Source organism: Gammaproteobacteria bacterium (assembly GCA_014075255.1).
Taxonomy (GTDB): Bacteria; Pseudomonadota; Gammaproteobacteria; order UBA4575; family UBA4575; genus JABDMD01.
Map to the genome: position 1 here is coordinate 1,139,694 of CP046178.1, position 23,825 is coordinate 1,163,518.

Here is a 23,825-nt window from a genome sequence, read left to right on the forward strand (position 1 = left end):
GATTAGTTGAGGGTATTCAAGAAGCAACTAGATTAAATCGCTTCTTGTAAGATTAAATACTACTAGTGCTCACCTGCCGGTCCACCTATTGGACCAGAATCTTTTTCATCTTGTGAAGACGATGCAGTAGAACCAGAATCAGGCTTATCATCATCCATCCAATCTTTAGGCGGACTAGGTACTTTGCCTTCCATAATTTCATTGATTTGATCTTTATCGATGGTTTCATATTTAATCAATGCTTTCGCCATCGCATGCAACTTATCCATGTTTTCATTAAGAATTTTTTCTGCACGCTCATAATTAGTATCAATGATACGACGAATCTCTTGATCTATGGAATTTGCAGTGTCATCTGAAACTGATTTGTGCTGCGTTACAGAATGACCTAAGAAAACTTCACCGTCATCTTCACCATAAGAGAGTGGACCCATTTTCTCAGACAAACCCCATCTAGTTACCATCGCGCGTGCTAGTTCAGTTGCACGTTCTATATCATTAGATGCACCGGTAGTTACACGGTCAGCCCCTAAAGTGATTTCTTCTGCAATACGACCACCAAACAAAGTGGAAATCTGACTTTCTAAACGTTGCTTACTGTGGCTGTAGCGGTCTTCTTCTGGCAAAAACATCGTCACACCTAGTGCACGTCCTCGTGGAATAATGGTTACCTTATAAACCGGATCATGATCAGGAACTAAGCGACCCACAATAGCGTGACCCGATTCATGATATGCAGTGTTTTTCTTTTCTTCTTCATCCATCACCATGGACTTACGTTCTGCGCCCATAAGAATTTTATCTTTGGCGCGCTCAAACTCTTCCATGTCTACCGTACGTTTATTTGCACGTGCAGCAAACAAAGCTGCTTCATTCACCAAGTTTGCTAAATCTGCACCGGAAAAACCAGGAGTTCCACGGGCAATGTAATCTGGTCGAACATCTTTACCCATAGGGACTTTACGCATATGTACTTTAAGGATTTGTTCACGACCACGAATATCTGGTAGTGGAACCGTTACTTGACGATCAAATCGACCAGGGCGAAGTAACGCTGGATCTAAAACATCAGGCCGGTTAGTTGCAGCAATCACGATTACGCCTTCGTTACCTTCAAATCCATCCATCTCAACCAGCAATTGATTAAGAGTTTGTTCACGTTCATCATGCCCGCCACCAAGACCTGCGCCACGGTGCCGACCTACTGCATCAATCTCATCGATAAAGATAATACATGGGGAATGTTTCTTAGCTTGAGCAAACATATCACGTACACGTGATGCGCCCACACCGACAAACATCTCAACAAAGTCTGAACCAGAGATAGTAAAGAAAGGAACTTTAGCTTCACCTGCAATGGCTTTCGCTAATAAGGTTTTACCAGTACCCGGTGAACCTACCATTAAAACACCGCGAGGAATTTTACCACCCAGTTTTTGAAACTTACCTGGATCACGTAAAAATTCTACCAGTTCGGAAACTTCATCTTTTGCTTCTTCAACGCCTGCTACATCAGCAAACGTGACTTTTATTTGATCTTCACCCATTAAGCGCGCTTTACTCTTACCAAATGACATCGCGCCACGACCAGAACCACCACCTTGCATCTGGCGCATGAAGAATATCCACACACCAATGAGCAATAACATTGGGAACCAGCTAATTAATATATCTAAAAGTAATGAACGCGGCTTTGCTTCACCCGCCTCAACCACCACATCATATTTAAGTAATGTATCTAATAACTTCTCATCGCCTGGACTATTCGTTTCAAACTTTTCGTTATTTTCGAGCATACCCGTAATCTGGCGATTATCGGGACTAATCATTACCGATTGAACGTTGCCTGATTTAACTTGTTTTATGAACTCAGAATAATCAAGTTCATCTGGCGTCTCTGGGCGTGGTGCAAAGTTATTGAAAACAGTCATTAAGACGACTGCAATCACAGCCCAAAGCAATAAATTTTTTACCATGTCGTTCAAAAAGTTAACCTCTTACTTATAATTCAAACACTTAAACGAATATTGACCTTACTATAACTTAATATGAGTGGCCAGGGCATACATCTCACGGCTACGCGGTCTGGACGCTTCTGGCTTACGAATCAATACTTTACTGAATTTTGAGCGCAATATTTTTACATAATCATCAAAACCAGTGCCTTGAAACAGTTTCACTACCAGACCACCGTCCGGCGCCAAGACCTCAACACTAAACTCAACGGCTAATTCTGCTAGATACATGGCCTTTGGCTGGTCAACGCTGTTGATACCACTAATATTGGGGGCCATATCACTTAAAACAAGGTCTATAGGGTTTTGACCCACTAATTCACGCAAAGATTCATATATATCTTGCTCGGTGAAGTCACCCTTTAAGAAATGCACATTATTTATTGCATCCATATCCAGTACATCAATAGCGATCAACTTACCGGTCTTACCCACTTTCTTAGCCACATACTGACTCCAACCTCCAGGGGCAGCACCTAAATCAACAATATTCTTTCCTTGATGAATAAGATTGTATTTTTTATCAAGCTCTTCTAATTTATAAACCGCACGCGAACGCCAACCCTCTTTGATCGCGCGTTTAACAAATGGATCATCATTATGTTCTTTTAACCAGGCCTTACTTTTCATAAGAAATTATTAGTGTGAATAACAATTAGAACTCAAAGAAGTTCTAGTTTATTTCAAGACGAGGCAAATGAGAATGAGAAAGCGGAGTGTATATGCTCATACTAGAGCATTTCGAAAGAACATTTAACGACCTAATACAATTAATTAGGGTGGAATAAATCAGAGCTTCAAGCACTCACTCGTAGCGGACTTCAACTACTTCATAGTCTTTGTTCCCCGCAGGCGCTTCAACCGTAATCAAATCACCTTCTTCTTTTGCAATCATTGCACGAGCTATCGGAGAAGTTACAGAAATCATACCCTGCTTAATATCGGCCTCATCCTCACCAACTATTTTATAGGTAACTTCGTCACCGCTATCTTCATCTGCCAATATAACCGTTGCACCAAACACAACACGACCGTTAGCATTTACTTTAGTTACATCAATAACTTCAGCATTAGATAATTTTCCTTCAATCTCTTTAATACGACCTTCTGCAAATGACTGTTGTTCTCTTGCTGCATGATATTCTGCATTTTCTTTTAGGTCACCGTGTGCACGTGCGGTTGCTATAGCCTCGATAATCTGAGGTCGCTTAACATTCTTAAGCTCGTCTAATTCAGCGCGTAATTTTTCAGCACCCTTAACGGTTAATGGAACTCTATTCATACTTCACACCAAAATAATTAAAATAATGTGCAAAAAATACTAATCTTTTACATTAATGATTTGTTTGGGCATGCAAATCTTGAAGTCGATAAACCTGATAACTATCTTTGCTCTGCATGGCTTCTTTAAGCGCCCAAGCCCCCGCAATCGTAGTGGTATAACACACCTTATGTTGCAGCGCTTCCCTTCTAATTGTAAACGAATCCGCAATCGCTTGTTTACCTTCTGTGGTATTCACAATTAAGTCAATTTTACCATCAATTATCATGTCGACAATGTGAGGACGCCCTTCCCTAACCTTATTCACCGTATCGCATTCAATGCCCTTTTCGCTCAGAGCTCTTGCTGTTCCTTTTGTTGCCACAACATTAAAACCAAGCATTTTTAGCTGCTCAGCAATAAGTGTAGCTTGTTCTCTATCTTCCTTACGCACACTTAATAACACACACCCCGACTCAGGAAAATTCGTTCCTGCGGCTAATTGTGACTTACCAAACGCTTCGCCAAAGGTTTCACCCACTCCCATAACTTCACCAGTAGACTTCATCTCAGGACCCAGTATTGGATCTACTCCAAGAAATTTGATAAATGGGAATACCGCTTCTTTAACTGAAAAATATTTAGGTGTGATTTCTTTAGTTGCATTTTGTTCTTTAAGTGTTTTACCCACCATGCAACGTGCAGCAATTTTTGCCAATGGCTGGCCAATCGCTTTAGAAACAAAAGGTACGGTACGTGATGCGCGTGGATTTACTTCGATTAAATAAACTTTCTCATCTTTAATCGCAAACTGAATATTCATCAAACCTTTAACTTGTAAAGCCAATGCAAGTTGAGTCGCTTGCTTGCGCATTACATCTTGCACTTCATCACTTAAATTATAAGGAGGCAATGAACATGCGCTATCACCTGAGTGAATACCAGCTTGCTCAATGTGCTGCATAACGCCGCCAATTAACACATTCTTTCCGTCACATATCGCATCGAGATCAATTTCTACCGCGTTATCAAGGAAATGATCTATCAATACCGGCGCATCATTAGAAACCTTAACGGCTTCGCGCATATAGCGCTCTAAATCGGAACGATTGTAAACAATCTCCATTGCGCGCCCACCTAAAACATAAGAAGGACGAACCACTACGGGATAACCAATCTTGTCTGCTGCTTCAACTGCTTGTTCAGTACTGGTCGCGGTTGCATTAGGCGGCTGCAATAATTTTAAATCATTGACTAATTGCAAAAAACGTTCACGATCTTCTGCAAGATCAATTGAATCCGGACTGGTGCCAACAATCGGAACGCCAGCGGCTTCGAGATCTTGAGCAAGCTTTAGTGGAGTTTGCCCACCAAACTGCACAATTACTCCATACGGCTTTTCAACACGCACAATCTCTAAAACATCTTCTAGCGTTAACGGTTCAAAATAGAGTCGATCCGATGTGTCGTAATCTGTTGAAACAGTTTCAGGATTACAGTTCACCATAATGGTTTCATAACCATCTTCGCGCATTGCAAAGGCTGCATGCACACAACAATAGTCAAACTCGATACCTTGGCCAATGCGATTTGGCCCGCCGCCTAAAACAATAATCTTCTTGTTGTCGCTTGGCTCGGCTTCGCACTCTTCGTCATAACTTGAATACATATACGCAGTACTCGTCGCAAACTCTGCTGCACAGGTATCCACCCTCTTATATATAGGGTGAACACTCAAAGCTGTTCGTTTTGCTCGCACATCATTTTCATTGCACTGCAACAGCTTTGCGATTCTACGATCCGAAAAACCTTTGCGTTTAATACCACGCATCGTTGGCTCATCGATAGACGCTAATTTCATCGAAGCCATATCCGCTTCCATATCGACAAGCTGTTTTAGCTGGGCAAGAAACCAAGGGTCAATTGATGTAGATTCAAATAGCTCTTCATTACTTTGCCCCAAGCGCATTGCATCACCCACATACCAAACACGATTTGGACCAGGCTCCTGCAACTCAGAAGTTAATATACCTAGATGTTCCTCATCATATTCCTCGTGCATAGGATCTAAACCATCGACCCCTACCTCTAAACCGCGCAAAGCTTTTTGAAATGATTCTTGAAAAGTTCGGCCTATGGCCATTACTTCACCCACCGATTTCATTTGCGTACTTAACTTCGCTTTAGCTTGCGGGAATTTTTCAAACGTAAACCGAGGAATTTTTGTTACTACATAATCAATACTCGGCTCAAATGATGCCGGAGTTGCACCACCAGTAATTTCATTTTGCAATTCATCTAACGTATAGCCAATCGCAAGTTTTGCAGCAACTTTAGCAATAGGAAAACCCGTTGCTTTGGATGCCAATGCTGAAGATCTAGACACGCGAGGGTTCATTTCAATAATCACCATGCGACCGTCTTCAGGATTTATTGAAAACTGCACATTAGAACCACCAGTATCCACACCAATTTTACGCAACACATCCAACGATGCGTTGCGCATGATTTGGTATTCTTTATCGGTAAGAGTCTGTGCGGGAGCAACGGTAATTGAATCACCCGTGTGCACACCCATCGGGTCAAAGTTTTCTATTGAACAAATAATGATGCAGTTGTCATTTTTATCTCGCACCACTTCCATTTCATACTCTTTCCAACCCAACAAAGACTCTTCGAGCAATACTTCGCTAGTCGGCGAGAGATCCAAACCATGCGCAATGATCTCTTTAAATTCTTCTAAGTTATAAGCGATTCCTCCGCCACTGCCACCCATAGTGAATGACGGTCGAATTACGGTTGGGAACCCCAAGCTAGGTTGCTGCTGAATCGCTTCTTCTAAACTATGTGCAAGTGCGGAACGTGCAGACTTTAATCCAATGTCTTCCATCGCTCTGCGGAACAATTCTCGATCTTCTGCCATGTCGATGGCTTCTTTTTTCGCACCAATCATTTCGATTGAAAACTTTTCTAAAACGCCTTCACGATCTAAGTCCAAAGCACAGTTCAAAGCGGTTTGCCCACCCATAGTTGGCAGCAACACATCAGGACGTTCTTTTTCAATAATTTGTGCAACGGTTTGCCACGTGATGGGTTCGATATAGATCGCATCCGCCATCTCAGGATCCGTCATGATGGTAGCTGGATTAGAGTTCACCAAAATTACACGGTAACCCTCTTCGCGTAGTGCTTTACATGCTTGCGCGCCAGAGTAATCAAATTCACATGCCTGCCCGATCACTATCGGTCCGGCACCAATTATCAATACACTTTTTATGTCCGTACGTTTAGGCATGGTTTAAACGTGCCTTATACTCTTCCATCAACTTGATGAAATGTTCAAATAGAGGTTTAACATCTTGAGGACCCGGACTGGCTTCTGGATGGCCTTGAAAACTGTAAGCGGGTTTTTGAGTGTGGCGGATACCTTGTAACGATCCATCAAATAGAGATCGGTGTGTTGCCTCTAGCTCATTCGGCAAGGTTTTCTCATCCACTGCAAAACCATGATTCTGACTACTAATCATTACCAAGCTAGTGCTCAAATCTTGTACAGGATGGTTCGCACCATGGTGACCAAATTTCATCTTGGTGGTTTTTGCACCACATGCCAGACCTAACAATTGATGACCTAAACAAATTCCAAAGGTAGGTACACCTGCCGCAATTATTTCTTGAATAGCTTGAATCGCATAATCACAAGGTTCCGGATCACCCGGGCCATTAGATAGAAAAATTCCATCAGGATTTTTTGCCAGCACTTCACTTGCTGTCGTAGTTGCAGGGATTACTTCAAGCTCACAACCAAGGTCATGAAGAATACGCAGAATGTTACGTTTTACTCCAAAGTCATATGCTAAGACTTTGAAACTATGATTATTCTTCTTGGTACCATCCTGATTACTTTGGTAACCATTTTCTAAATCCCAACAGCCCTCGTTCCATGCATAAGGTTTATCAGTGGTAACTTCTTTTGCCAGATCCATGCCTTTCAAACCAGCAAAACCTTTCGCAGCGGCTAAAGCTTGTTCTTCACTAATATCGCTCAACGAATTTCCGGCCATGATAGCGCCGTTTTGCGCACCCTCCTCTCGTAGAATTCTAGTCAACCTACGAGTATCAATATCGGCAATCGAAACTACATTATGTTTTTTTAAATAAGTAGATAAATCAGATTGTTGTCGCCAATTACTTACCTGTATCGGTAAGTCTCGAATGACCAATCCAGTCGCGAAAATTTGAGCAGATTCTTCGTCTTCAAAATTAACACCTACATTACCAATGTGCGGATACGTCAGTGTGATGATTTGTTGCGCGTAAGAAGGGTCTGTGAGAATTTCCTGATAACCCGTCATAGAAGTATTGAAAACGACTTCCCCTACCGATAAACCCGATATGCCAATAGAGCTTCCCCAAAAAAGACTGCCGTCTTCTAAAGCAAGCAAGGCGGGTTGATGACTCAAAAAACGACTCTCCTAATCTATAAGGCGCAGATGTAAAAACGGGACGACCAGTTGGTCATCCCGTAAAAATTCTGTGCAATCGGTGGACCGGGAGAATTGTACTCAAATCATCGGCTTAGTGAAACCGAGAATTAGAGATATTGGCTGAGAATTAATCAGTTTAGTAAGCACATGGATGTGCGCATATGAGTCGCATCAAGGATGATGCATCAAATTAAATCTTTCTTTGCGAAGTCTGCTTACGGCCAATAGTGAGCATAGGGAAATGCAAATATGAGCTGCAACAAGGATGCTGCATCAAATCAAATGTTTTTACTTACTAATGTCTGCTTTCGGCCAATAGCGGTCATTTAGTTAAAATTAAAATCCAGTAAATAACTACCATTAGTGGAATAAAAGCTGCTGATATAACACTGGCTTGCCAGTATTTTATTCTAGTGTTTACTAGCTTAATTAAATTTTCATCATTCGTGCTTTTGGCTAGCTCTAAGTCTTTTGACAATGAAAATATATTTTTCCTTATTCCAGAATTTGGATCTATATATGTACTGGGTGGCTGGTGTGACCATTGCGCTATAAACCATTCCCAAGGTGATTTGGGCCGATTATCGATCACCTGGAATTTAGAATACAAACCCACATGATTTTTCTCATAACAATCCCAAACTTTTCTTGATTGTCGGCCTAGAAGGAAAAAGAAAACTATTGCTGGAAGGATAAAAAAAACGTAAATCATATTCAGACAATAGTTCTATATTGGTAATGTCCGCTTTGGGTCGTAAGCAGTCATTTTAGAATTGTTTTTTAGAGTTTCCAATCTAGCTTCCCCTTAAATCTATTTAATTATGTCCGCTTTCGGCCAATAGCGGCCATTTATTTTTGTTAAATTTTAACTCATTATATGTCACTGACAGTGGTTAATTAAAATTCAATTGATAGAGAATAGCTTCATGAAAGAGATGGTAGTTTGGGTAATTCATACTCCAGCAGGAACGATTGGACTCGTCACTGCTGTTGTTGCCTTGTTCGTAATCAAAGGAGGCGCTATTCATCGAAAAGCTGGTAATTTGTTCACTATCTCAATGTTCATCATGTTGATTTCAGGATTCGCAGCGGCATATTTAAAAGATTCCACAGATGACATGTTTTTAAGTGCTGTAGTGATCTATACCGTATTTACCGCATGGCTAACGGTAAAGCATAAAAAAAATGAAACTGGTTTCATGGAATATATGGCTCTTGTATGGATTGTTGTTTTTGCTATAGCGGCACTTTTTGTAAGCGCAGGTTGGCGTGGAGTAAATGTTCCAAGTGTTTATCTTTTTTGGGCAGGCTTTGCAATCCTTTGTACAATTGGAGATACACGAAATTTATACCGGTCAGGCTTAACAGGAAATCAACGGATAATTAGACACGTATGGCGAATCGGATTTTCGCTGATTTGGGCTTTGTTAGCATTCACAGACAAGATTGTAAAAATGCAAGGCTCTAGCGTTAAAGAAATGCCAAAAGAACAAGTATTTTTCATTGTTGGCATTCCGACTATGCTGGTACTGATAGTAATTTTGTATTGGATAATAAATATTCAGTTTTTTTCACGCAAGAAGTTTGCTAAGTACAATTAAAGGTCGGGTAATTTTTTCATGTCCGCTTTGGGTCGAAAGCGGACATTAATTATTTTTTACAACCCTATCCGTACCATGAAAAACACCCTTCACACCTACAATAGAAAACACTATCCCAACTATTGCAGAACTCAAATCCTTTCTAGTCCAGGCAAAGTAAAATCCTAATATACCAATAGCAACTGTCAAAATTGATAATGTTATCAACACAGATGGGCTCATTAATCCATTATCTGATTGACGACCCTTGCCAGTAATTAAACGATAAGATAAAACAAAAAGTAAAATTGTAATTACGGGTGTAACGAATGTTATCGTTAGAAATACAAGTACTGATTGAATTTCCACCCCAGAAAGACTGAAACTTGCTCCAGATATAATCCCACTAATAATAGCTGCAAATGCGTGCAAACTAATCCAACTTCCAATAAGCGCTAAAATCAGGGTAAATACCCCGAACCAAAACGAGCTAAACCCATCCGCCTCAACCTGTTGTTCTTTTTTCATTTGAAATTTAACTTTATTCTTATTGTCTGCTTTTAATCGAAAGCAAAAATCCAAGCTTTACTTTGATCTCCCAAGCATCGACTCCAATCTTGGGGCACTAAACCCACTCATTGTTTGCTTACCTACAACAATTAATGGCACCCCATTACCGCCTAAACTTTTAAATTTACGGTGCGCATTAGAGTTCTTTTCTATATCGTATTCTTTGTAACTTATTCCATTATTTGACATGTATTTTTTTGCTGTTTTACAGACACCACACCAAGCAGTGGAATACATAACAACTTTCTTTCCGGAATAACCTGTATCTTGACTTGAAATTGTTGCTGGCCCTTCGACTGAATTAACCCTAACTTCAATTTGCTCTGCTTTTGCTGTGGGCTTGTCTGTGAAGATTACTCGTCCATTTTCATCTACTGTTTTATATATTTCTGCGTATGCCGTAAAAGGCAAAAATACTATTAATATATAAAGTACTTTATTCATGGTCTAGTACCCCTGTTCTTTCATTTCTCTTTTTCTTGCATCCGCCGAATCAAGAATTGTTTGTTCTACTCCTTTTGCTTTATCTAGTGCTGATTCATACTCTTTAAATACATTGTCTTCACTTAGCTTTTGTGATGATTTTTCGACGACTACTGCTTTTTCATTTGAACAAGCAGTACTTAATATAAATAAAAGAATTACTAAAAGCGATGAAGGAGTTGTCATATTATACCAACCAAATTGCGAGTTATAAATCCAACCAAAGTTTTTTAGGTTGCCTCATGCCTGCAATTTTACAACCTTGTTGCCCGTATCCATATGGAAATAGCGCATAAACATACTTACGGGTTGCTTTTTCCGGACCAAGTTCTGCTTTTAGTTGTTTTAATATTTTCCGCAGCTCTGGAACCGAGTGATTCTCGTAATAATATTCTCGAATAAGGCGGATTAGATTCCAACGATCTTCAGTGAGTTCTAGCTCTTCCTTTACAGCAATCTTTTTTGCTATTTCTTCAGTCCAATCTTCTGGGTCTAATAAAAATCCGTCCTCATCAGTTTGGACATCCATTTATGATTTGCTAAAGAATAAATAGCCTGCAAATGCGATTAATATTAAAGAAAATATCTTTTTAAAATTAGCTGTAGACACATGCTCTAGTATGTGTGGCCCAATTTGCGCACCAATAATTCCACCCAAGCCTAATACAATCGCTATTTTATAATCTACATTAGAAAATTTTGAATGCGCAAACACTGCAGATGCGGAGATAATTAAAATAGCTAAAAAAGAAGTTCCAACTGCCTTTTGAGCAGTATAACCCAATGCAATGAGTAGAGGCACCATTAGAAAACCACCACCTAGACCTGTGAATGATGCTGCGATACCAATAAAAAATCCCGAGAACAAAAGTAATGCGTAAGTTAATGTCATAGTCATATACCTTGGTTTAAGAACTCTTAATTTCGTAACGATAATGCCCAGTTATTTCATATTTAAAAAGGATATCGTCTTCAACCGGGCCACCACCAATATTGTGAATGATTTTCGGACGTTTTGAGTCTGGGACAGATTGATTTGAGACAATACCAATATGCGGCAAATTGCCCGGCAACATCCACGTAACAATATCTCCAACCATATAATTTCTTGCATCCTGACTCACCTGCAACTCTTTACCCTGTCTTTTAAAGTAGACCTGTAAATTAGGTACGCGACGATGATCGATATTAGTATCTGTAGCACGCAAGCCCCAAATATTGGGATACTTAGAAAAATTAGCACTCATATCTTCGTGAACCCGTTGTTGCAAATCAACACCTAGCTTTCGATAAGCTCTAACTACTAAGTCAGTACATACACCCTTGTTTAAGGGCACATCACCCATGGGATACTTAATGGCGCGGTACGCACCATCATATTTAACTTCATGCTGGGTTCGTTCTTGCGCAGCATTTACGAGCTGGTTAGAAAATGAATCGAGTAAAATATCTGCATGAACAATACTTGCTTGTAGAAACAAGCTGATCGCAAGTGCTAAGAACGTTTTATGTAAGGTCGAGGACATCCTGCATATCGTATAGACCAGAATTTTTGGCGGACAACCAACTCGCAGCACGCATCGCACCTTGCGCAAAAGTCATTCTGCTAGAAGCTTTATGTGTAATTTCGACACGCTCGCCGGTTCCTGCAAACATTACGGTGTGATCACCTACAATGTCACCCGCACGGATGGTTTCAAATCCGATGGTTTTTTTATCACGCTCACCTGTAACACCTTGTCGACCATATACCGCACAATCTTTTAAGTCCCTACCTAAACTTTCAGCAACGACTTCACCCATTCGCAATGCAGTGCCCGAGGGAGCATCTATTTTATGACGATGATGTGCTTCGATGATTTCAATATCGTATTCATCACCCAAGGTTTTTGCAGCAGTTTGCAAAAGTTTTAAACAAAGATTTACACCAACACTCATATTGGGTGCAAACATAATTGAAATGGTTTCGCTGGCTTTTTGTAATTTTTGCTTTTGAGAGTCATCCAAACCTGTGGTGCCGATCACCATTGATTTTCCATGTGATACACATAATTCTAATGATTGCATGGTGCATTCTGGAATAGTGAAATCGATCAGCACATCAAAATCGCTAACATGAGCCGCTAAATCACTACTGATCAAAACACCTGAGCTTTCTAAACCGACGGTTTGACCTGCATCCTCACCAATAGAGCTTGAAGACGCAATTTCAAATGCTGCGCCTAATTGGGTATCTTGATGCTCAACACACGCCTGTATGAGTGTCTTACCCATACGACCACTAGCGCCATTTACTCCTACACGAACCATTTTGAATTCCCTTTGAATGAAGGGTTAAAGTGTACACCAAACTATTCGATCGTCACACGAGGTGAATTGCAGAAATTATTCGTCCCAGAACTTCAAGTTATCAAAAAAGCCTTTCACATTGTCCGTCCAAGAATGTGACTTAGGACTGTGCTGATCTCCACCTTTCTCAATCTCAGCTGAGAACTCTTTCATCAGATCTTTTTGTTTTTTAGTGAGATTCACGGGTGTTTCTACCATCGTGGTGCATAACATGTCACCGGTTGCTCCACCTCGTACCGGTTTTACACCTTTGCCACGTAATCTAAATAAACGCCCTGATTGAGATTCAGCAGGTATTTTTAATTTAACTTTTCCATTGAGTGTTGGTACTTCAATTTCCCCACCCAGTGCTGCCATACTAAAGCTAATTGGAACTTGGCAATGTAAATGGTTTTCTTCGCGAGTAAATAATTCATGCGGAAGCACGTGGATCTCAACATATAAGTCACCAGATGGACCATTGTTCGCACCCGCCTCACCTTCTCCACTTAGACGAATTCGATCGCCTGTATCTACACCTGCAGGTACTTTAATAGATAATTTTTTATTTTCTTTGGTGAGACCCGTACCCCGGCAGTAATCACAAGGTACTTTAATGGTTTTACCTTTACCTCTGCATTTAGGGCAGCCTTGTTGAATAGAAAAGAAACCTTGCTGCATGCGTACTTGGCCCACGCCACCGCAAGTTTCACATGTTTCTATGGTTGTGTTTGGCGCTGCTCCTGAACCTTCACATTTCTCACATGTAGATTGCTTAGGAATATCAATCGTAGATTCGGTACCAAATACGGCTTCCTCTAAACTTACTTCTAATCCGTATTGCAAATCGGAACCACGGTAGACACGTTGCCCGCCACCTCGACCGCCGCCAAAGATGTCGCCGAACATATCTCCAAAAATATCACCGAAATCTCCTGTTCCTCCACCAGCACCTTGCTGCACGCCTGCATGACCATATTGATCATAGGCTTGGCGCTTATTGGCGTTGCCTAAAACTTCATACGCTTCTTTAGCTTCTTTAAATTTTGCTTCGGCCTCATGATCACCTGGATTCCGATCTGGATGATATTTCATTGCAAGTCGACGAAAGGTTTTTTTCAAATCGCCTTCATTGACAGTGCGCTCTACCCCTAGAACTTCGTAGTAATCTCTTTTTGCCATTTTTATTTTAAGATTTTTACTTTCAAAAATTTATTAGCGTCGTATACACAAAAATCCGGACTCGTTTTCACGACCCCGGACCGGTTTCATTACTAGTTTTTTAATTTAATTTATTTGTTATCGTCCACTTCTTCAAATTCCGCATCCACTACATCATCATCTGCAGCAGCACTCGCGTCACCAGCTGGTGCACCTTCCGCACCTGCACCATCATTTTGCGCATACATTCGCTCGGCAAGTTTACTCGATGCTTCTGCGAGAGCCTGTGTTTTAGTCTCGATAATCTCTTTATCATCTTTTTCTAAAACTTCTTTGAGATCTTTAACTGCATTTTCAATTTGCATGCGTTCTTCTTGCTCTACTTTATCACCCATCTCTTCAAGTGATTTTTCAGTCGCATGTATCATTTGGTCCGCGGTATTGCGCGAAGCAACAATTTCTGCAAATTTCTTATCTTCCTCTGCATGCGCTTCTGCATCTTTCACCATGCTATCGACTTCCTCATCCGACAAACCGCTAGAAGCTTTAATCACAATAGACTGTTCTTTGCCGGTAGCTTTGTCTTTAGCCGAAACATTTAGAATGCCGTTCGCATCGATATCTAATGAAACTTCAATTTGTGGTATTCCACGCTGTGCCGGCGGAATATCTGTTAAATCAAAGCGTCCCAACGATTTATTCCCTGTGGCTTGTTCACGCTCACCTTGCAAGACATGCACCGTTACCGCAGTTTGATTATTTTCAGCAGTTGAGAACACTTGCTGCGCATTTGTTGGAATCGTGGTGTTCTTTTCAATTAACTTAGTCATCACACCACCCATGGTTTCAATACCTAATGAAAGCGGAGTAACATCTAGCAACAATACATCCTTAACATCACCACCTAACACACCAGCTTGAATGGCTGCACCTACTGCAACCGCTTCATCAGGATTTACATCTTTACGTGGCTCTTTACCAAAGAAATCTTGCACAACTTGTTGCACTTTAGGCATACGAGTTTGCCCGCCCACTAAAATCACATCATCTATATCTGACGCAGATAAATCCGCATCTTTGAGTGCTTGTTTACATGGCGCAATAGTGCGTTGCACAAGCTCGTCTACCAAGGATTCAAGTTTGGCTCGTGTAACTTTAATATTTAAGTGCTTAGGACCAGATGCATCTGCAGTGATGTAAGGAAGGTTCACTTCAGTTTGTTGACCAGCAGATAATTCGATTTTAGCTTTTTCTGCTGCTTCTTTAAGTCTTTGCAATGCAATAGGGTCGTTATGTAAATCAAAACCTTGGTCTTTCTTAAATTCATCTGCAAGGTAATCGATTAAGCGCATATCAAAATCTTCACCACCAAGGAAGGTGTCACCATTTGTAGATAGCACTTCGAATTGGTGCTCTCCATCTACTTCAGCTATTTCAATAATTGACACATCAAACGTTCCACCGCCTAAGTCGTATACCGCTATTTTGCTGTCACCACGTTTTTTATCCATGCCATAAGCAAGTGCAGCAGCAGTCGGCTCATTAATAATTCGTTTAACGTCAAGACCTGCGATCTTTCCTGCATCTTTAGTAGCTTGACGTTGCGAATCGTTAAAATATGCAGGCACAGTAATCACTGCTTCGGTCACCTCTTCACCAAGATAATCTTCAGCAGTTTTTTTCATTTTCATTAATATACGTGCAGAAATTTCTGGTGGCGCCATCTTTTCACCATTAACTTCTACCCATGCATCACCGTTATCTGCTTTTACAATATTGTATGGAACGAGCTTGATATCTTTTTGAACGGCCTCTTCATCAAATCGACGACCCACTAAACGCTTAATTGCACTTAAAGTATTTTTAGGATTAGTAACTGATTGACGTTTAGCTGCTTGTCCCACCAAAACTTCGCTATCGTCTACAAACGCAACAACCGAAGGAGTAGTTCGATCACCTTCGCTATTCTCAATGACTTTTGGTGTGGTGCCTTCCATAACTGCCACACAAGAATTGGTGGTACCTAAATCTATACCAATTATCTTACCCATCGTTGTTCTCCAAAATACTCAAAATTATATTGATTAAAATTTAACTAACTCTTATCTATACTCATAGATTGGGCCATGAAGGTGGTTTTCAAGGATCCATCTATAAAATATGCGATTTTTACCCAAAATTATTGGGATTTTAGCGTTTATCTACTGGCTTTCCCTTATTCAGCCGCTTTGGCGACAATTACCATCGCAGGCCTGATCAATCGGCCGTGCAAGGTATAGCCTTTTTGCACCACGGTTAACACCGTATTAGGCTTGTGATCTGCGCTCTCTTGCATCGTCATTGCTTCGTGTAAATTTGGATCAAAAGCCTCACCCACAGGGTTCACTTCTTCTAGCGAGAACTTTTCAAATGAATTACAAAGCATCTTAAGAGTCAACTCTGTACCTTCTTGCAGCTTTTCTATATTGATATCTTCAGTACTTAGACCAAGCTCTAAGCTGTCTTTAACTTGCAGAAGCTCATTCGCAAATTTCTCCACTGCATACTTATGCGCATTGGATACATCGCGCTCTGTACGTTTACGCAAGTTTTCCATTTCAGCTTGCATACGTAACATCTTGTCGTGATACTCTGCCGCTTGTTGTTGTGCATCTTCTAACTGTTGATCTAATTCTTGCACTGGCTCATTTGTATTAGGCTCACTTGCATCAGCTTGAGGCTGAGCATCTTCTTGTTCATGCGTTGTTTCATTCACAATTGAATCATCCGTTTCTACATTTTGTTCTGTGTTGGTCATAAGGTTCTATTTTAGATATAGGCCAATATGTAGGCTAATTCTAAATATTCAAGTATTATTATTTAATTTTTAGTGTGCTTATTTAGCATTTAGGGCTTCACCAAGAAGCTTAGCAGTTAGATCAACAATGGGTATTACTCTTTCGTAAGACATGCGCGTAGGCCCTACCACTGCTAACACACCCATAATTTCATCATCAACGGTGTAGGGCGAAGTCACCACACTACAATCATCCAATGCCTTATAACCTGACTCCTGACCAATAAATATTTGCACTCCTTCTGCACATATACACCGATCTAATAAATGTAAAAATTCTCGCTTTTGACTAAAAGCATCAAACAAACCGCGTAACTTATATATGTCGGAGAGCTCTTCATATTCCATCAGGTTGGTTTGACCTACAACCACGTAGTCTGGCTCGCCAGAACTCGTGTCAGAAAAAACTTTTTCACCCATTTCTACTGCCGATCGCATCAACTCATTCATGTTCTCACGCACATGATCTAGTTCCTGCAATATTTTCTGCCGCGCCATCACCAAGTCTTGCCCGGCACATAGCTCATTCAAATAATTAGCGGCTTGTTCCAATTCCGAAGGACTGTATTCTCTGTCAGTGTGAATGATGCGATTTTGAACTTCTTTTTGATTAACAATTAAAATCGCAAGTACGCGTTGATCCGATAATGGTAAAAATTCAATTTGTCGTAACTCAACACGGTCATGCTTGGGCAAAGTAACGACACCTGCCATACTGGTTAATCCTGAAAGCAACCCAGAGGCACTTTCAACTAAACCACTCATACTTAAGTTTGATTTAAGATCTTTTGAAACCCGAGTTACCAAATCTGTTGTTAGAGGTTGCACTGTCAACATGGTATCGACAAACAGACGATATCCTCTTGTTGTGGGTATACGCCCCGCAGAGGTATGTGGCGCTTCAACAAAGCCCATATCTTCCAGATCTGCCATTACATTACGTACGGTTGCTGGACTGATATCTAATGCAGACATTTTTGCCAAATTCCGCGAGCCCATCGGCTGACCATCAGTGATATAGCTTTGCACCAACACTTTTAGCAAACGTTGCGCACGCTCATTTAAAGAGCTGTTGAAATCGTCATTAGGACTCATAGATTAAAAAGCAGCATATATAACCAATGGATAGATTTAGCACTCAATATAAGAGAGTGCCAAATAATCATTGCAGCCCACCCTATACATGTCAAGAAGCCTGCATACAGGTGTGGCAGACCATGGTGTACGCACTAGATCCATGATAGCTTTAAAAAAAATCAAAGACATAGACCACTCGTGAGCCAGTTTTCCAAAATCGGTATAATTTCCAAACCAGACGATTCTGCCATTGCGTCTACGGTTCAATCTTTATATCAATATCTTCACAGCCAATCGCTAGAGATCTGTGCCGACCCTGTATCGACTACGTTTTTAACGAGTGAGCCTATAAAAGCCTCTAGCATTGATGAAATTGCATCCAATAGTGAACTTGTCATAGTCGTAGGAGGAGATGGCACAATTTTGCATGCTGCACACAGTTTAATTCAAAAAGAAATTCCCCTGCTCGGTATTAATTTAGGACGTCTAGGATTTCTTGCAGACATAAGTCCAAACGAAATTGAAAAACAACTAGGTAAAATTCTTGCCGGCGATTACATAGAAGAAAAACGATTAGTTTTACAAGCCAGTTTAATACGTGATGGCAAGTCAATCGGATCATGTTGTGCCATTAACGATGTTGTCGTACATGCAAAACAAATGGTGCGCATGATTGAATTGGAAACACGCGTTAATAATAACCATGTAAATACATTGCGCGCAGATGGCTATATTGTCGCCACCCCTACTGGTTCAACTGCTTATGCTTTATCCGGTGGCGGCCCAATTCTACACCCAAATACCGATACAATTGTGTTAGTGCCAATATGTCCCCATACATTAAGTAACCGACCTATAGTGGTGGATGCCAACAGTAAGGTTGAAATTTTATTGCCGGAAGGAAGCCGTCATACCGCACTCGCTTCTATCGATGGTCAAATTGATATGGATTTCATGCCAAATGATACGATCATGATTGAAAAAGGAAAACAAGCTTTACGACTAATACAACCCAAAGACTACGACTACTTTGATGTGCTACGTGAAAAATTGCGCTGGAGCACCTCTCCAGACAATAATCACAGCTAAGCTTCAGCAGTTTTCAGCAAGCCAATGCTAAAATCTATTTTCATTAAAAACTTTGCAATCATTGATGAGTTAGAGCTGGATTTTCATAATGGCATGAGTGTATTAACAGGTGAAACTGGTGCGGGCAAATCAATTATAATAGATGCGCTTAATCTTACTTTAGGAAATCGTGCCGACCGTTCTGTTGCACGAATCGAAAATGAAAATGTAGAAGTAGTAGCCACTATTGATGCCGGTAGTTCAGCAGAAGCCGTAACCTGGCTTAAAGAACACGATCTTGATGATGGCGAAGAATGTGTATTACGCCGCGTAATTAGCAAGGATGGAAAATCAAAAGCTTATATAAACAGCAGCCCATCTTCAGTAACTGCACTTCGCAGTCTTGGCAATTTATTTGTTGATGTTTATGGTCAACATGAGCACCAATCACTTATGCGCTTAGATATGCAGCGCCAACTATTAGATGGTTATGCCAGTAATAGTAAACATATCGAGGAATTAGCTACAGTTTTTCGACGTTGGCAAAGTTTAAAAAACCAGCTGCAATCAGCAGAAAACAATCAAGCTGATACTCGCGCCAAATTAGATTTGTTGCGTTATCAATACCACGAATTAGAAGAGCTAAATTTAAAAACTGATGAATTTAACGAGATCAATGAAAAGTTCACATTATTAAACAATTCAAAAGATCTCAATGAAAATAGCATGCGCATCTCACAACAACTTCCCGGTGACAATGAGAATTCGATTTATGATTCACTAAGCTCGTTAATTAATGATGCCGAAAAGTATGCGGCCATTGACAATAAACTAAATGAACCACTAGAAGCATTACGTAGCATCCATATACAAATCAAAGAAGTCGCAAACAGTTTACGAAATTACTCAGAAAAAATTTCATCTAACCCACAAGAACTACAATTACTTGAAGACCGCATTACTGCAGTAGAGGAAATTTCTCGCAAACACAAGGTTAAGCCTAATCAACTAGTAGCTATGCATGTCTCAATTAAAGAGGAATTGAATAGCATTGAAAGTGGTCACGATGATCCTGAAAAAATTAAAGTCTCTATGCAAGAAGCAGAACAGTTGTATCGCACTACTGCCAAAAAGATCAGCAGTGCGAGAAAGAAAGCCGCAAATGAACTTAATGAAAAAATAACCGAATCTATGCAAGCACTAGGTATGCAAGGTGGTCGCTTTCATATAAACGTGGAACCCAAAAAAACTCCAGAACTATCCCTAAACGGCCTAGATGAAATACAATTTTTAGTCAGCACCAACCCCGGACAGCCACTGCGAATGCTAAACAAGGTGGCTTCAGGCGGTGAACTTTCCAGACTTAGTCTTGCCATACAAATGGCAACTTCAAATAATTTAAAAATCCCTACCCTTATCTTTGATGAAGTCGATACCGGCGTGGGCGGAGCGACTGCAGAAATTGTTGGCAAACACCTACGCAAATTAGGTAATAATGCACAAGTATTTTGTGTGACACACTTACCTCAGGTTGCTGCACAATCTCATCACCATTATAAAGTGAATAAATTTGAAAAAAATGAATCCATAGCCACTAAAATTTCTCACTTGGCAGAAGATGAACGCATTGAAGAAATAGCGCGCATGTTAGGCGGGGTAGAGCTAACAAAGAATACACAAGAGCATGCCGAAGAGATGCTCCGTCAAAGCAAATTATAAAAAATGAAACATTTAAAAACCTTAACCTACATATTATCAATAACATTATTGCTGGCTTGCCAAAACAAATTGCTCACAGTGCATAAAATTGACGTGCAACAAGGCAATGCGTTAGATGCTGAAATGGTTGATAAAGTTAAAATAGGCATGAACAAAGAACAAGTGCGATACGTACTTGGCAGCCCAATAATTACAGATAGCTTTCACCCAGATCGTTGGGACTATATATATTTATTTATACCCGGCTATGGCGAACAAGAACGAAGACAACTCACACTAAAATTTGATCGTGACGAAGTGATCGACATAAATAGACATAATATTTTAGAAAGCGATTCGCTCGATGCCTCCACAGACAAAGACACTGACAATGCGAATAAAGAAAATAAGGAGGAAAAGAAAGAAGACTTAAGCAAAAAAGACCGAGAAAAATTAGAAGAAATTGAAAAACAAGCTGATAATTTAGAAGATGTACTAGAAGAAAATAAAAACCTTGAAAATTAAACCTCAACGTAATTACTGACAATCCCCTACTCGCTTACCTTCCCACGTAGTAGACATCGTCATTTGCTGACCATTGAAGTCTGCATTCATATTCATTCCACCAGTGAGTGAGTCTCCAGAGGACTCTGCATGGCCAGTTCCAGTCATCGTGACACCTTGGTTTACACAGTTAATTGACCACTGCATAGATGAAGCATCAGTACTGGAATCCGTTACTGTACAACCAGCGGCGGCATCCATCATGCTCTCAGGAGAGAATTCAGACTCTTGTATACACTCTTGAGCAACATCTTCTTGTGTGCCAGCTGGGCTTGTAACCTGACTTTTAATTTCCCATAAGCCGGGGTCAATACTCATGTCTTCAGCATTAACCAAAGCTGCGAAAACTGAAGTGAAATATAGAGACGCCATTAAGAACGCTTTACATAAATTATTTGACATGGAAAAGCCTTATTCTAGTTTAATTTACTAATCATATATTACAGCAATACTTCAACATCTATTAGTTTTGCAGCTCTGCACGTCTGCGGCGTGCATGCATTGGATCAATAGTAAGCTGTCGATAAATCTCTACTCGATCTTGATCATGCAGTATCTGTGTATTTTGTACGACTTTCCCGTAAATACCAACCGCATTTTTTACAATGTCAATTTCACTGTATTTCTGCAAAATGCCTGACTCGTTTATGGCTTGTTCAACGGTACTATTTTCAGGAAGCTTCACCATTATTAATTCCTGATGATCACTTAATGCGTAAACCACTGTAACCCTTATATTCTGCTCACTATCCATATAACTGCTGAGCCCTTTCAGTAAATGCAGACACTAATTTATTTGCAACTTGATTAAAGATCGGTCCAAATGTAAGTGCGTATAAGCGATTTGAAAACGAGTACTGCATATCCAATTCGACCTTGCATGAGTGTTTATCTAATTCATAAAATACCCATGTACCTACTAAGTGCTTAAATGGGCCTTTTAATAAACGCATTGTAATTTTTTTATCTATTTCTAGCTCATTGCAGGTTGTGACGGATGCATTGATACCACGTTTTGCAAAACTCATAGTTGCTTGTTTTTCATTTCCACTATCACTATGTACAGTACACTGCACACACCAGGGAACAAATTCAGGATATGAATCCACATCATTGACTAGTTTGAAAATTTGCGCCGCAGAATATGGCAGCAATGCACTACGCTGAACATGAGTCATAAAAGAACGTTATGTTAGATTGAATTTCTCAAGAATACCCAGCACATGCAAAAAGATAAGAATCACTCCAATCGGCGTAATATACCTAGCTAAAATACGCCATAGCTTATATGCACCTTCGTGTTTGATTTTTAGTTCTTCACGTCGTGATTTTTCTGACATTATCCATGCAGCAAAAATACAAATCAAAATGCCACCCAAGGGAAGCATAATATTTGAAGTTAAATAATCAAGTATGTCGAAAAAAGACTTTCCTTCCAAGAAGGTGCCATTAAATACTTCAATTTTTTTCCAACTATTAAACGAATAGACCGTCCCTAAACCAACTGTCCAAGCCACTAATCCACAAATTATTGAAGATTTTGCACGAGAAATTGTAAATTTCTCGACCAACCAAGCCACTGCTGGTTCAATTAACGATATCGCAGAAGTCCATGCTGCGAATACAAGTAAGATAAAAAATAATGTGCCGAAAAATAATCCGCCAGTCATCTGACCAAATGCCAATGGAAGTGTATTAAAAATTAAACCTGGCCCTTGCCCTGCTTCTAAGCCATTTACAAACACGATAGGAAAAATAGCTAAACCTGCTAAAATTGCCACCAATGTATCTGCAAGCGCAACCTGAAAACTAGTGGTCGCAATCGATGCATCATCCGGCAAATAAGAGCCATACATCATGATGGCACCCATACCCAAACTTAGGCTAAAAAATGCCTGGCCCATTGCTTTCAACACAACTTCTGGACTTAGTTTGGAAAAATCGGGAGCAAATAAAAATTTCAAGCTCTCTATGAAATCTCCGTGCAACATGGCATAACCAATCATAATAAAAATCAGAATAAACAAGGCTGGCATTAAAATACGAACAGCAGTTTCTAAACCTTTACTCACTCCTCTTACTACAATTACCATAGTGAGAAAGATAAATACGCTATGCCAAAATAATAAACGTCGTGGATTAGAAATTAAATTACTAAACACTTCACCAGCTTGTTCACTCGTTACTCCTGAAAACGTACCGGTTGCAGTTTCGATTACATACGCTAATGCCCAACCTGCAATCACACTGTAGTAAGAAAGGATTAAGAAACCAGCCAAGACGCCTAGCAAACCTAGTAAACGCCATGCACTACTACGCTTTTCTTCTTCCGCAAGAATCGTCATAGTATTCACAGGACTACTTCTGCCGCGACGCCCCAACAATACTTCAGACATCATGACTGGTATTCCAAATAAAGCGATACATAACAAATACAGAAGCACAAATGCACCACCGCCATTTTCACCCACCATATAGGGGAATTTCCAAATATTTCCTAGGCCCACTGCAGAGCCTGCCGCCGCTAGCACAAACGCAAAGCGTGAAGACCAGTATCCATGTATTGAGGTTCTTACTGTTGCCATAGCTTTTTTATTTCATTATAAACTTGTGATCATTTACAAAATGAACAAGAGGTTATCGCAAGTAATTCTTATAGCTAAAAATTGCCATCGAATGCTTATGTTAAATACACCA

General features: G+C 40.2%; 25 protein-coding genes. 4 read left to right on the plus strand and 21 right to left on the minus strand.

Annotated elements, in window-relative coordinates:
- Positions 1-62: 62 nt before the first annotated feature.
- The 6 genes from ftsH to GKR92_05885 form a co-directional block, all read right to left on the minus strand.
- On the minus strand, positions 63-1,985 hold the full coding sequence (gene ftsH / locus GKR92_05860; GenBank protein QMU61243.1) for an ATP-dependent zinc metalloprotease FtsH: 1,923 nt from the start codon (positions 1,983-1,985) through the stop codon (positions 63-65).
- Positions 1,986-2,036: 51 nt separating this feature from the next.
- Positions 2,037-2,645, minus strand: a complete 609-nt coding sequence (gene rlmE / locus GKR92_05865; protein ID QMU61244.1) for a 23S rRNA (uridine(2552)-2'-O)-methyltransferase RlmE — start codon at positions 2,643-2,645, stop codon at positions 2,037-2,039.
- A 175-nt stretch (positions 2,646-2,820) separates the two neighbouring features.
- Positions 2,821-3,297 carry a transcription elongation factor GreA gene (gene greA, locus GKR92_05870; GenBank protein QMU61245.1) on the minus strand — a complete coding sequence of 159 codons (477 nt, stop codon included), beginning with the start codon at positions 3,295-3,297 and terminating at the stop codon, positions 2,821-2,823.
- 52 nt (positions 3,298-3,349) lie between these two features.
- On the minus strand, positions 3,350-6,571 hold the full coding sequence (carB, locus tag GKR92_05875) for a carbamoyl-phosphate synthase large subunit (protein QMU61246.1): 3,222 nt from the start codon (positions 6,569-6,571) through the stop codon (positions 3,350-3,352).
- Entirely contained in the window at positions 6,564-7,739 is a 1,176-nt protein-coding gene (gene carA, locus GKR92_05880; protein ID QMU61247.1) for a glutamine-hydrolyzing carbamoyl-phosphate synthase small subunit, read from the minus strand. Before carA ends, carB begins: the two co-directional genes overlap by 8 nt.
- Positions 7,740-8,085: 346 nt before the next feature.
- The gene (locus GKR92_05885; protein ID QMU61248.1) at positions 8,086-8,475 is read right to left on the minus strand and encodes a hypothetical protein; all 390 of its coding nucleotides are present in this window, start codon (positions 8,473-8,475) and stop codon (positions 8,086-8,088) included.
- Between the two features lie 214 nt (positions 8,476-8,689).
- Here GKR92_05885 and GKR92_05890 point away from each other — a divergent pair, with 214 nt between their 5' ends.
- Positions 8,690-9,364: a hypothetical protein gene (locus GKR92_05890; protein QMU61249.1), complete on the plus strand. Its 675-nt coding sequence runs from the start codon at positions 8,690-8,692 to the stop codon at positions 9,362-9,364.
- A 45-nt stretch (positions 9,365-9,409) separates the two neighbouring features.
- Here GKR92_05890 and GKR92_05895 read toward each other — a convergent pair whose 3' ends face one another.
- The 11 genes from GKR92_05895 to hrcA all read right to left on the minus strand — a co-directional run bounded on the left by GKR92_05895 (position 9,410) and on the right by hrcA (position 17,816).
- The gene (locus GKR92_05895) at positions 9,410-9,871 is read right to left on the minus strand and encodes a hypothetical protein (GenBank protein QMU61250.1); all 462 of its coding nucleotides are present in this window, start codon (positions 9,869-9,871) and stop codon (positions 9,410-9,412) included.
- 57 nt (positions 9,872-9,928) lie between these two features.
- A complete protein-coding gene (locus tag GKR92_05900) occupies positions 9,929-10,357 on the minus strand; it encodes a DUF4124 domain-containing protein (protein ID QMU61251.1) in 429 nt (142 codons plus the stop codon).
- Positions 10,358-10,360: 3 nt separating this feature from the next.
- Positions 10,361-10,582, minus strand: a complete 222-nt coding sequence (locus tag GKR92_05905; GenBank protein QMU61252.1) for a hypothetical protein — start codon at positions 10,580-10,582, stop codon at positions 10,361-10,363.
- 22 nt (positions 10,583-10,604) lie between these two features.
- The gene (gene tusE, locus GKR92_05910; GenBank protein QMU61253.1) at positions 10,605-10,925 is read right to left on the minus strand and encodes a TusE/DsrC/DsvC family sulfur relay protein; all 321 of its coding nucleotides are present in this window, start codon (positions 10,923-10,925) and stop codon (positions 10,605-10,607) included.
- On the minus strand, positions 10,926-11,288 hold the full coding sequence (locus GKR92_05915; GenBank protein ID QMU61254.1) for a TSUP family transporter: 363 nt from the start codon (positions 11,286-11,288) through the stop codon (positions 10,926-10,928).
- A 16-nt stretch (positions 11,289-11,304) separates the two neighbouring features.
- Positions 11,305-11,922 carry a DUF1287 domain-containing protein gene (locus tag GKR92_05920; GenBank protein QMU61255.1) on the minus strand — a complete coding sequence of 206 codons (618 nt, stop codon included), beginning with the start codon at positions 11,920-11,922 and terminating at the stop codon, positions 11,305-11,307.
- Complete coding sequence (gene dapB, locus GKR92_05925) at positions 11,903-12,706, minus strand: 4-hydroxy-tetrahydrodipicolinate reductase (protein ID QMU61256.1); 804 nt, start codon at positions 12,704-12,706, stop codon at positions 11,903-11,905. Before dapB ends, GKR92_05920 begins: the two co-directional genes overlap by 20 nt.
- Before the next feature lie 75 nt (positions 12,707-12,781).
- A complete protein-coding gene (dnaJ, locus tag GKR92_05930; protein QMU61257.1) occupies positions 12,782-13,906 on the minus strand; it encodes a molecular chaperone DnaJ in 1,125 nt (374 codons plus the stop codon).
- 110 nt (positions 13,907-14,016) lie between these two features.
- Complete coding sequence (dnaK, locus tag GKR92_05935; protein ID QMU61258.1) at positions 14,017-15,936, minus strand: molecular chaperone DnaK; 1,920 nt, start codon at positions 15,934-15,936, stop codon at positions 14,017-14,019.
- A gap of 164 nt (positions 15,937-16,100) precedes the next feature.
- A complete protein-coding gene (gene grpE, locus GKR92_05940) occupies positions 16,101-16,682 on the minus strand; it encodes a nucleotide exchange factor GrpE (GenBank protein QMU61259.1) in 582 nt (193 codons plus the stop codon).
- Positions 16,683-16,760: 78 nt separating this feature from the next.
- Positions 16,761-17,816, minus strand: a complete 1,056-nt coding sequence (gene hrcA / locus GKR92_05945) for a heat-inducible transcriptional repressor HrcA (protein ID QMU61260.1) — start codon at positions 17,814-17,816, stop codon at positions 16,761-16,763.
- 180 nt (positions 17,817-17,996) lie between these two features.
- Here hrcA and GKR92_05950 point away from each other — a divergent pair, with 180 nt between their 5' ends.
- From GKR92_05950 to bamE, 3 genes are read left to right on the plus strand one after another with little or no spacing between them, the layout of a single operon-like run.
- Positions 17,997-18,887, plus strand: coding sequence for an NAD(+) kinase (locus tag GKR92_05950; GenBank protein QMU61261.1), 891 nt, complete (start codon positions 17,997-17,999; stop codon positions 18,885-18,887).
- Between the two features lie 24 nt (positions 18,888-18,911).
- Positions 18,912-20,585, plus strand: coding sequence for a DNA repair protein RecN (recN, locus tag GKR92_05955; protein ID QMU61262.1), 1,674 nt, complete (start codon positions 18,912-18,914; stop codon positions 20,583-20,585).
- A gap of 3 nt (positions 20,586-20,588) precedes the next feature.
- On the plus strand, positions 20,589-21,089 hold the full coding sequence (gene bamE / locus GKR92_05960; GenBank protein QMU61263.1) for an outer membrane protein assembly factor BamE: 501 nt from the start codon (positions 20,589-20,591) through the stop codon (positions 21,087-21,089).
- 12 nt (positions 21,090-21,101) lie between these two features.
- Here the strand turns inward: bamE and GKR92_05965 are convergent, their stop codons facing one another.
- The 4 genes from GKR92_05965 to GKR92_05980 form a co-directional block, all read right to left on the minus strand.
- A complete protein-coding gene (locus tag GKR92_05965) occupies positions 21,102-21,530 on the minus strand; it encodes a DUF3617 family protein (GenBank protein ID QMU61264.1) in 429 nt (142 codons plus the stop codon).
- Positions 21,531-21,591: 61 nt separating this feature from the next.
- Positions 21,592-21,882, minus strand: a complete 291-nt coding sequence (locus GKR92_05970; protein QMU61265.1) for an RnfH family protein — start codon at positions 21,880-21,882, stop codon at positions 21,592-21,594.
- Positions 21,875-22,306, minus strand: a complete 432-nt coding sequence (locus GKR92_05975) for a ubiquinone-binding protein (GenBank protein ID QMU61266.1) — start codon at positions 22,304-22,306, stop codon at positions 21,875-21,877. Before GKR92_05975 ends, GKR92_05970 begins: the two co-directional genes overlap by 8 nt.
- 9 nt (positions 22,307-22,315) lie before the next feature.
- A complete protein-coding gene (locus tag GKR92_05980; GenBank protein ID QMU61267.1) occupies positions 22,316-23,713 on the minus strand; it encodes a sodium-dependent transporter in 1,398 nt (465 codons plus the stop codon).
- Positions 23,714-23,825 lie beyond the last annotated feature (112 nt).

Bases quoted from the DNA above. Each gene is read 5' to 3' on its own strand.
- rlmE (QMU61244.1), bottom strand. From the start codon at position 2,645: ATGAAAAGTAAGGCCTGGTTAAAAGAACATAATGATGATCCATTTGTT.
- greA (QMU61245.1), bottom strand. From the start codon at position 3,297: ATGAATAGAGTTCCATTAACCGTTAAGGGTGCTGAAAAATTACGCGCT.
- carB (QMU61246.1), bottom strand. From the start codon at position 6,571: ATGCCTAAACGTACGGACATAAAAAGTGTATTGATAATTGGTGCCGGA.
- GKR92_05885 (QMU61248.1), bottom strand. From the start codon at position 8,475: ATGATTTACGTTTTTTTTATCCTTCCAGCAATAGTTTTCTTTTTCCTT.
- GKR92_05890 (QMU61249.1), top strand. From the start codon at position 8,690: ATGAAAGAGATGGTAGTTTGGGTAATTCATACTCCAGCAGGAACGATT.
- GKR92_05895 (QMU61250.1), bottom strand. From the start codon at position 9,871: ATGAAAAAAGAACAACAGGTTGAGGCGGATGGGTTTAGCTCGTTTTGG.
- GKR92_05900 (QMU61251.1), bottom strand. From the start codon at position 10,357: ATGAATAAAGTACTTTATATATTAATAGTATTTTTGCCTTTTACGGCA.
- GKR92_05905 (QMU61252.1), bottom strand. From the start codon at position 10,582: ATGACAACTCCTTCATCGCTTTTAGTAATTCTTTTATTTATATTAAGT.
- tusE (QMU61253.1), bottom strand. From the start codon at position 10,925: ATGGATGTCCAAACTGATGAGGACGGATTTTTATTAGACCCAGAAGAT.
- GKR92_05915 (QMU61254.1), bottom strand. From the start codon at position 11,288: ATGACATTAACTTACGCATTACTTTTGTTCTCGGGATTTTTTATTGGT.
- GKR92_05920 (QMU61255.1), bottom strand. From the start codon at position 11,922: ATGTCCTCGACCTTACATAAAACGTTCTTAGCACTTGCGATCAGCTTG.
- dapB (QMU61256.1), bottom strand. From the start codon at position 12,706: ATGGTTCGTGTAGGAGTAAATGGCGCTAGTGGTCGTATGGGTAAGACA.
- dnaJ (QMU61257.1), bottom strand. From the start codon at position 13,906: ATGGCAAAAAGAGATTACTACGAAGTTCTAGGGGTAGAGCGCACTGTC.
- dnaK (QMU61258.1), bottom strand. From the start codon at position 15,936: ATGGGTAAGATAATTGGTATAGATTTAGGTACCACCAATTCTTGTGTG.
- grpE (QMU61259.1), bottom strand. From the start codon at position 16,682: ATGACCAACACAGAACAAAATGTAGAAACGGATGATTCAATTGTGAAT.
- hrcA (QMU61260.1), bottom strand. From the start codon at position 17,816: ATGAGTCCTAATGACGATTTCAACAGCTCTTTAAATGAGCGTGCGCAA.
- recN (QMU61262.1), top strand. From the start codon at position 18,912: ATGCTAAAATCTATTTTCATTAAAAACTTTGCAATCATTGATGAGTTA.
- bamE (QMU61263.1), top strand. From the start codon at position 20,589: ATGAAACATTTAAAAACCTTAACCTACATATTATCAATAACATTATTG.
- GKR92_05965 (QMU61264.1), bottom strand. From the start codon at position 21,530: ATGTCAAATAATTTATGTAAAGCGTTCTTAATGGCGTCTCTATATTTC.
- GKR92_05970 (QMU61265.1), bottom strand. From the start codon at position 21,882: ATGGATAGTGAGCAGAATATAAGGGTTACAGTGGTTTACGCATTAAGT.
- GKR92_05975 (QMU61266.1), bottom strand. From the start codon at position 22,306: ATGACTCATGTTCAGCGTAGTGCATTGCTGCCATATTCTGCGGCGCAA.
- GKR92_05980 (QMU61267.1), bottom strand. From the start codon at position 23,713: ATGGCAACAGTAAGAACCTCAATACATGGATACTGGTCTTCACGCTTT.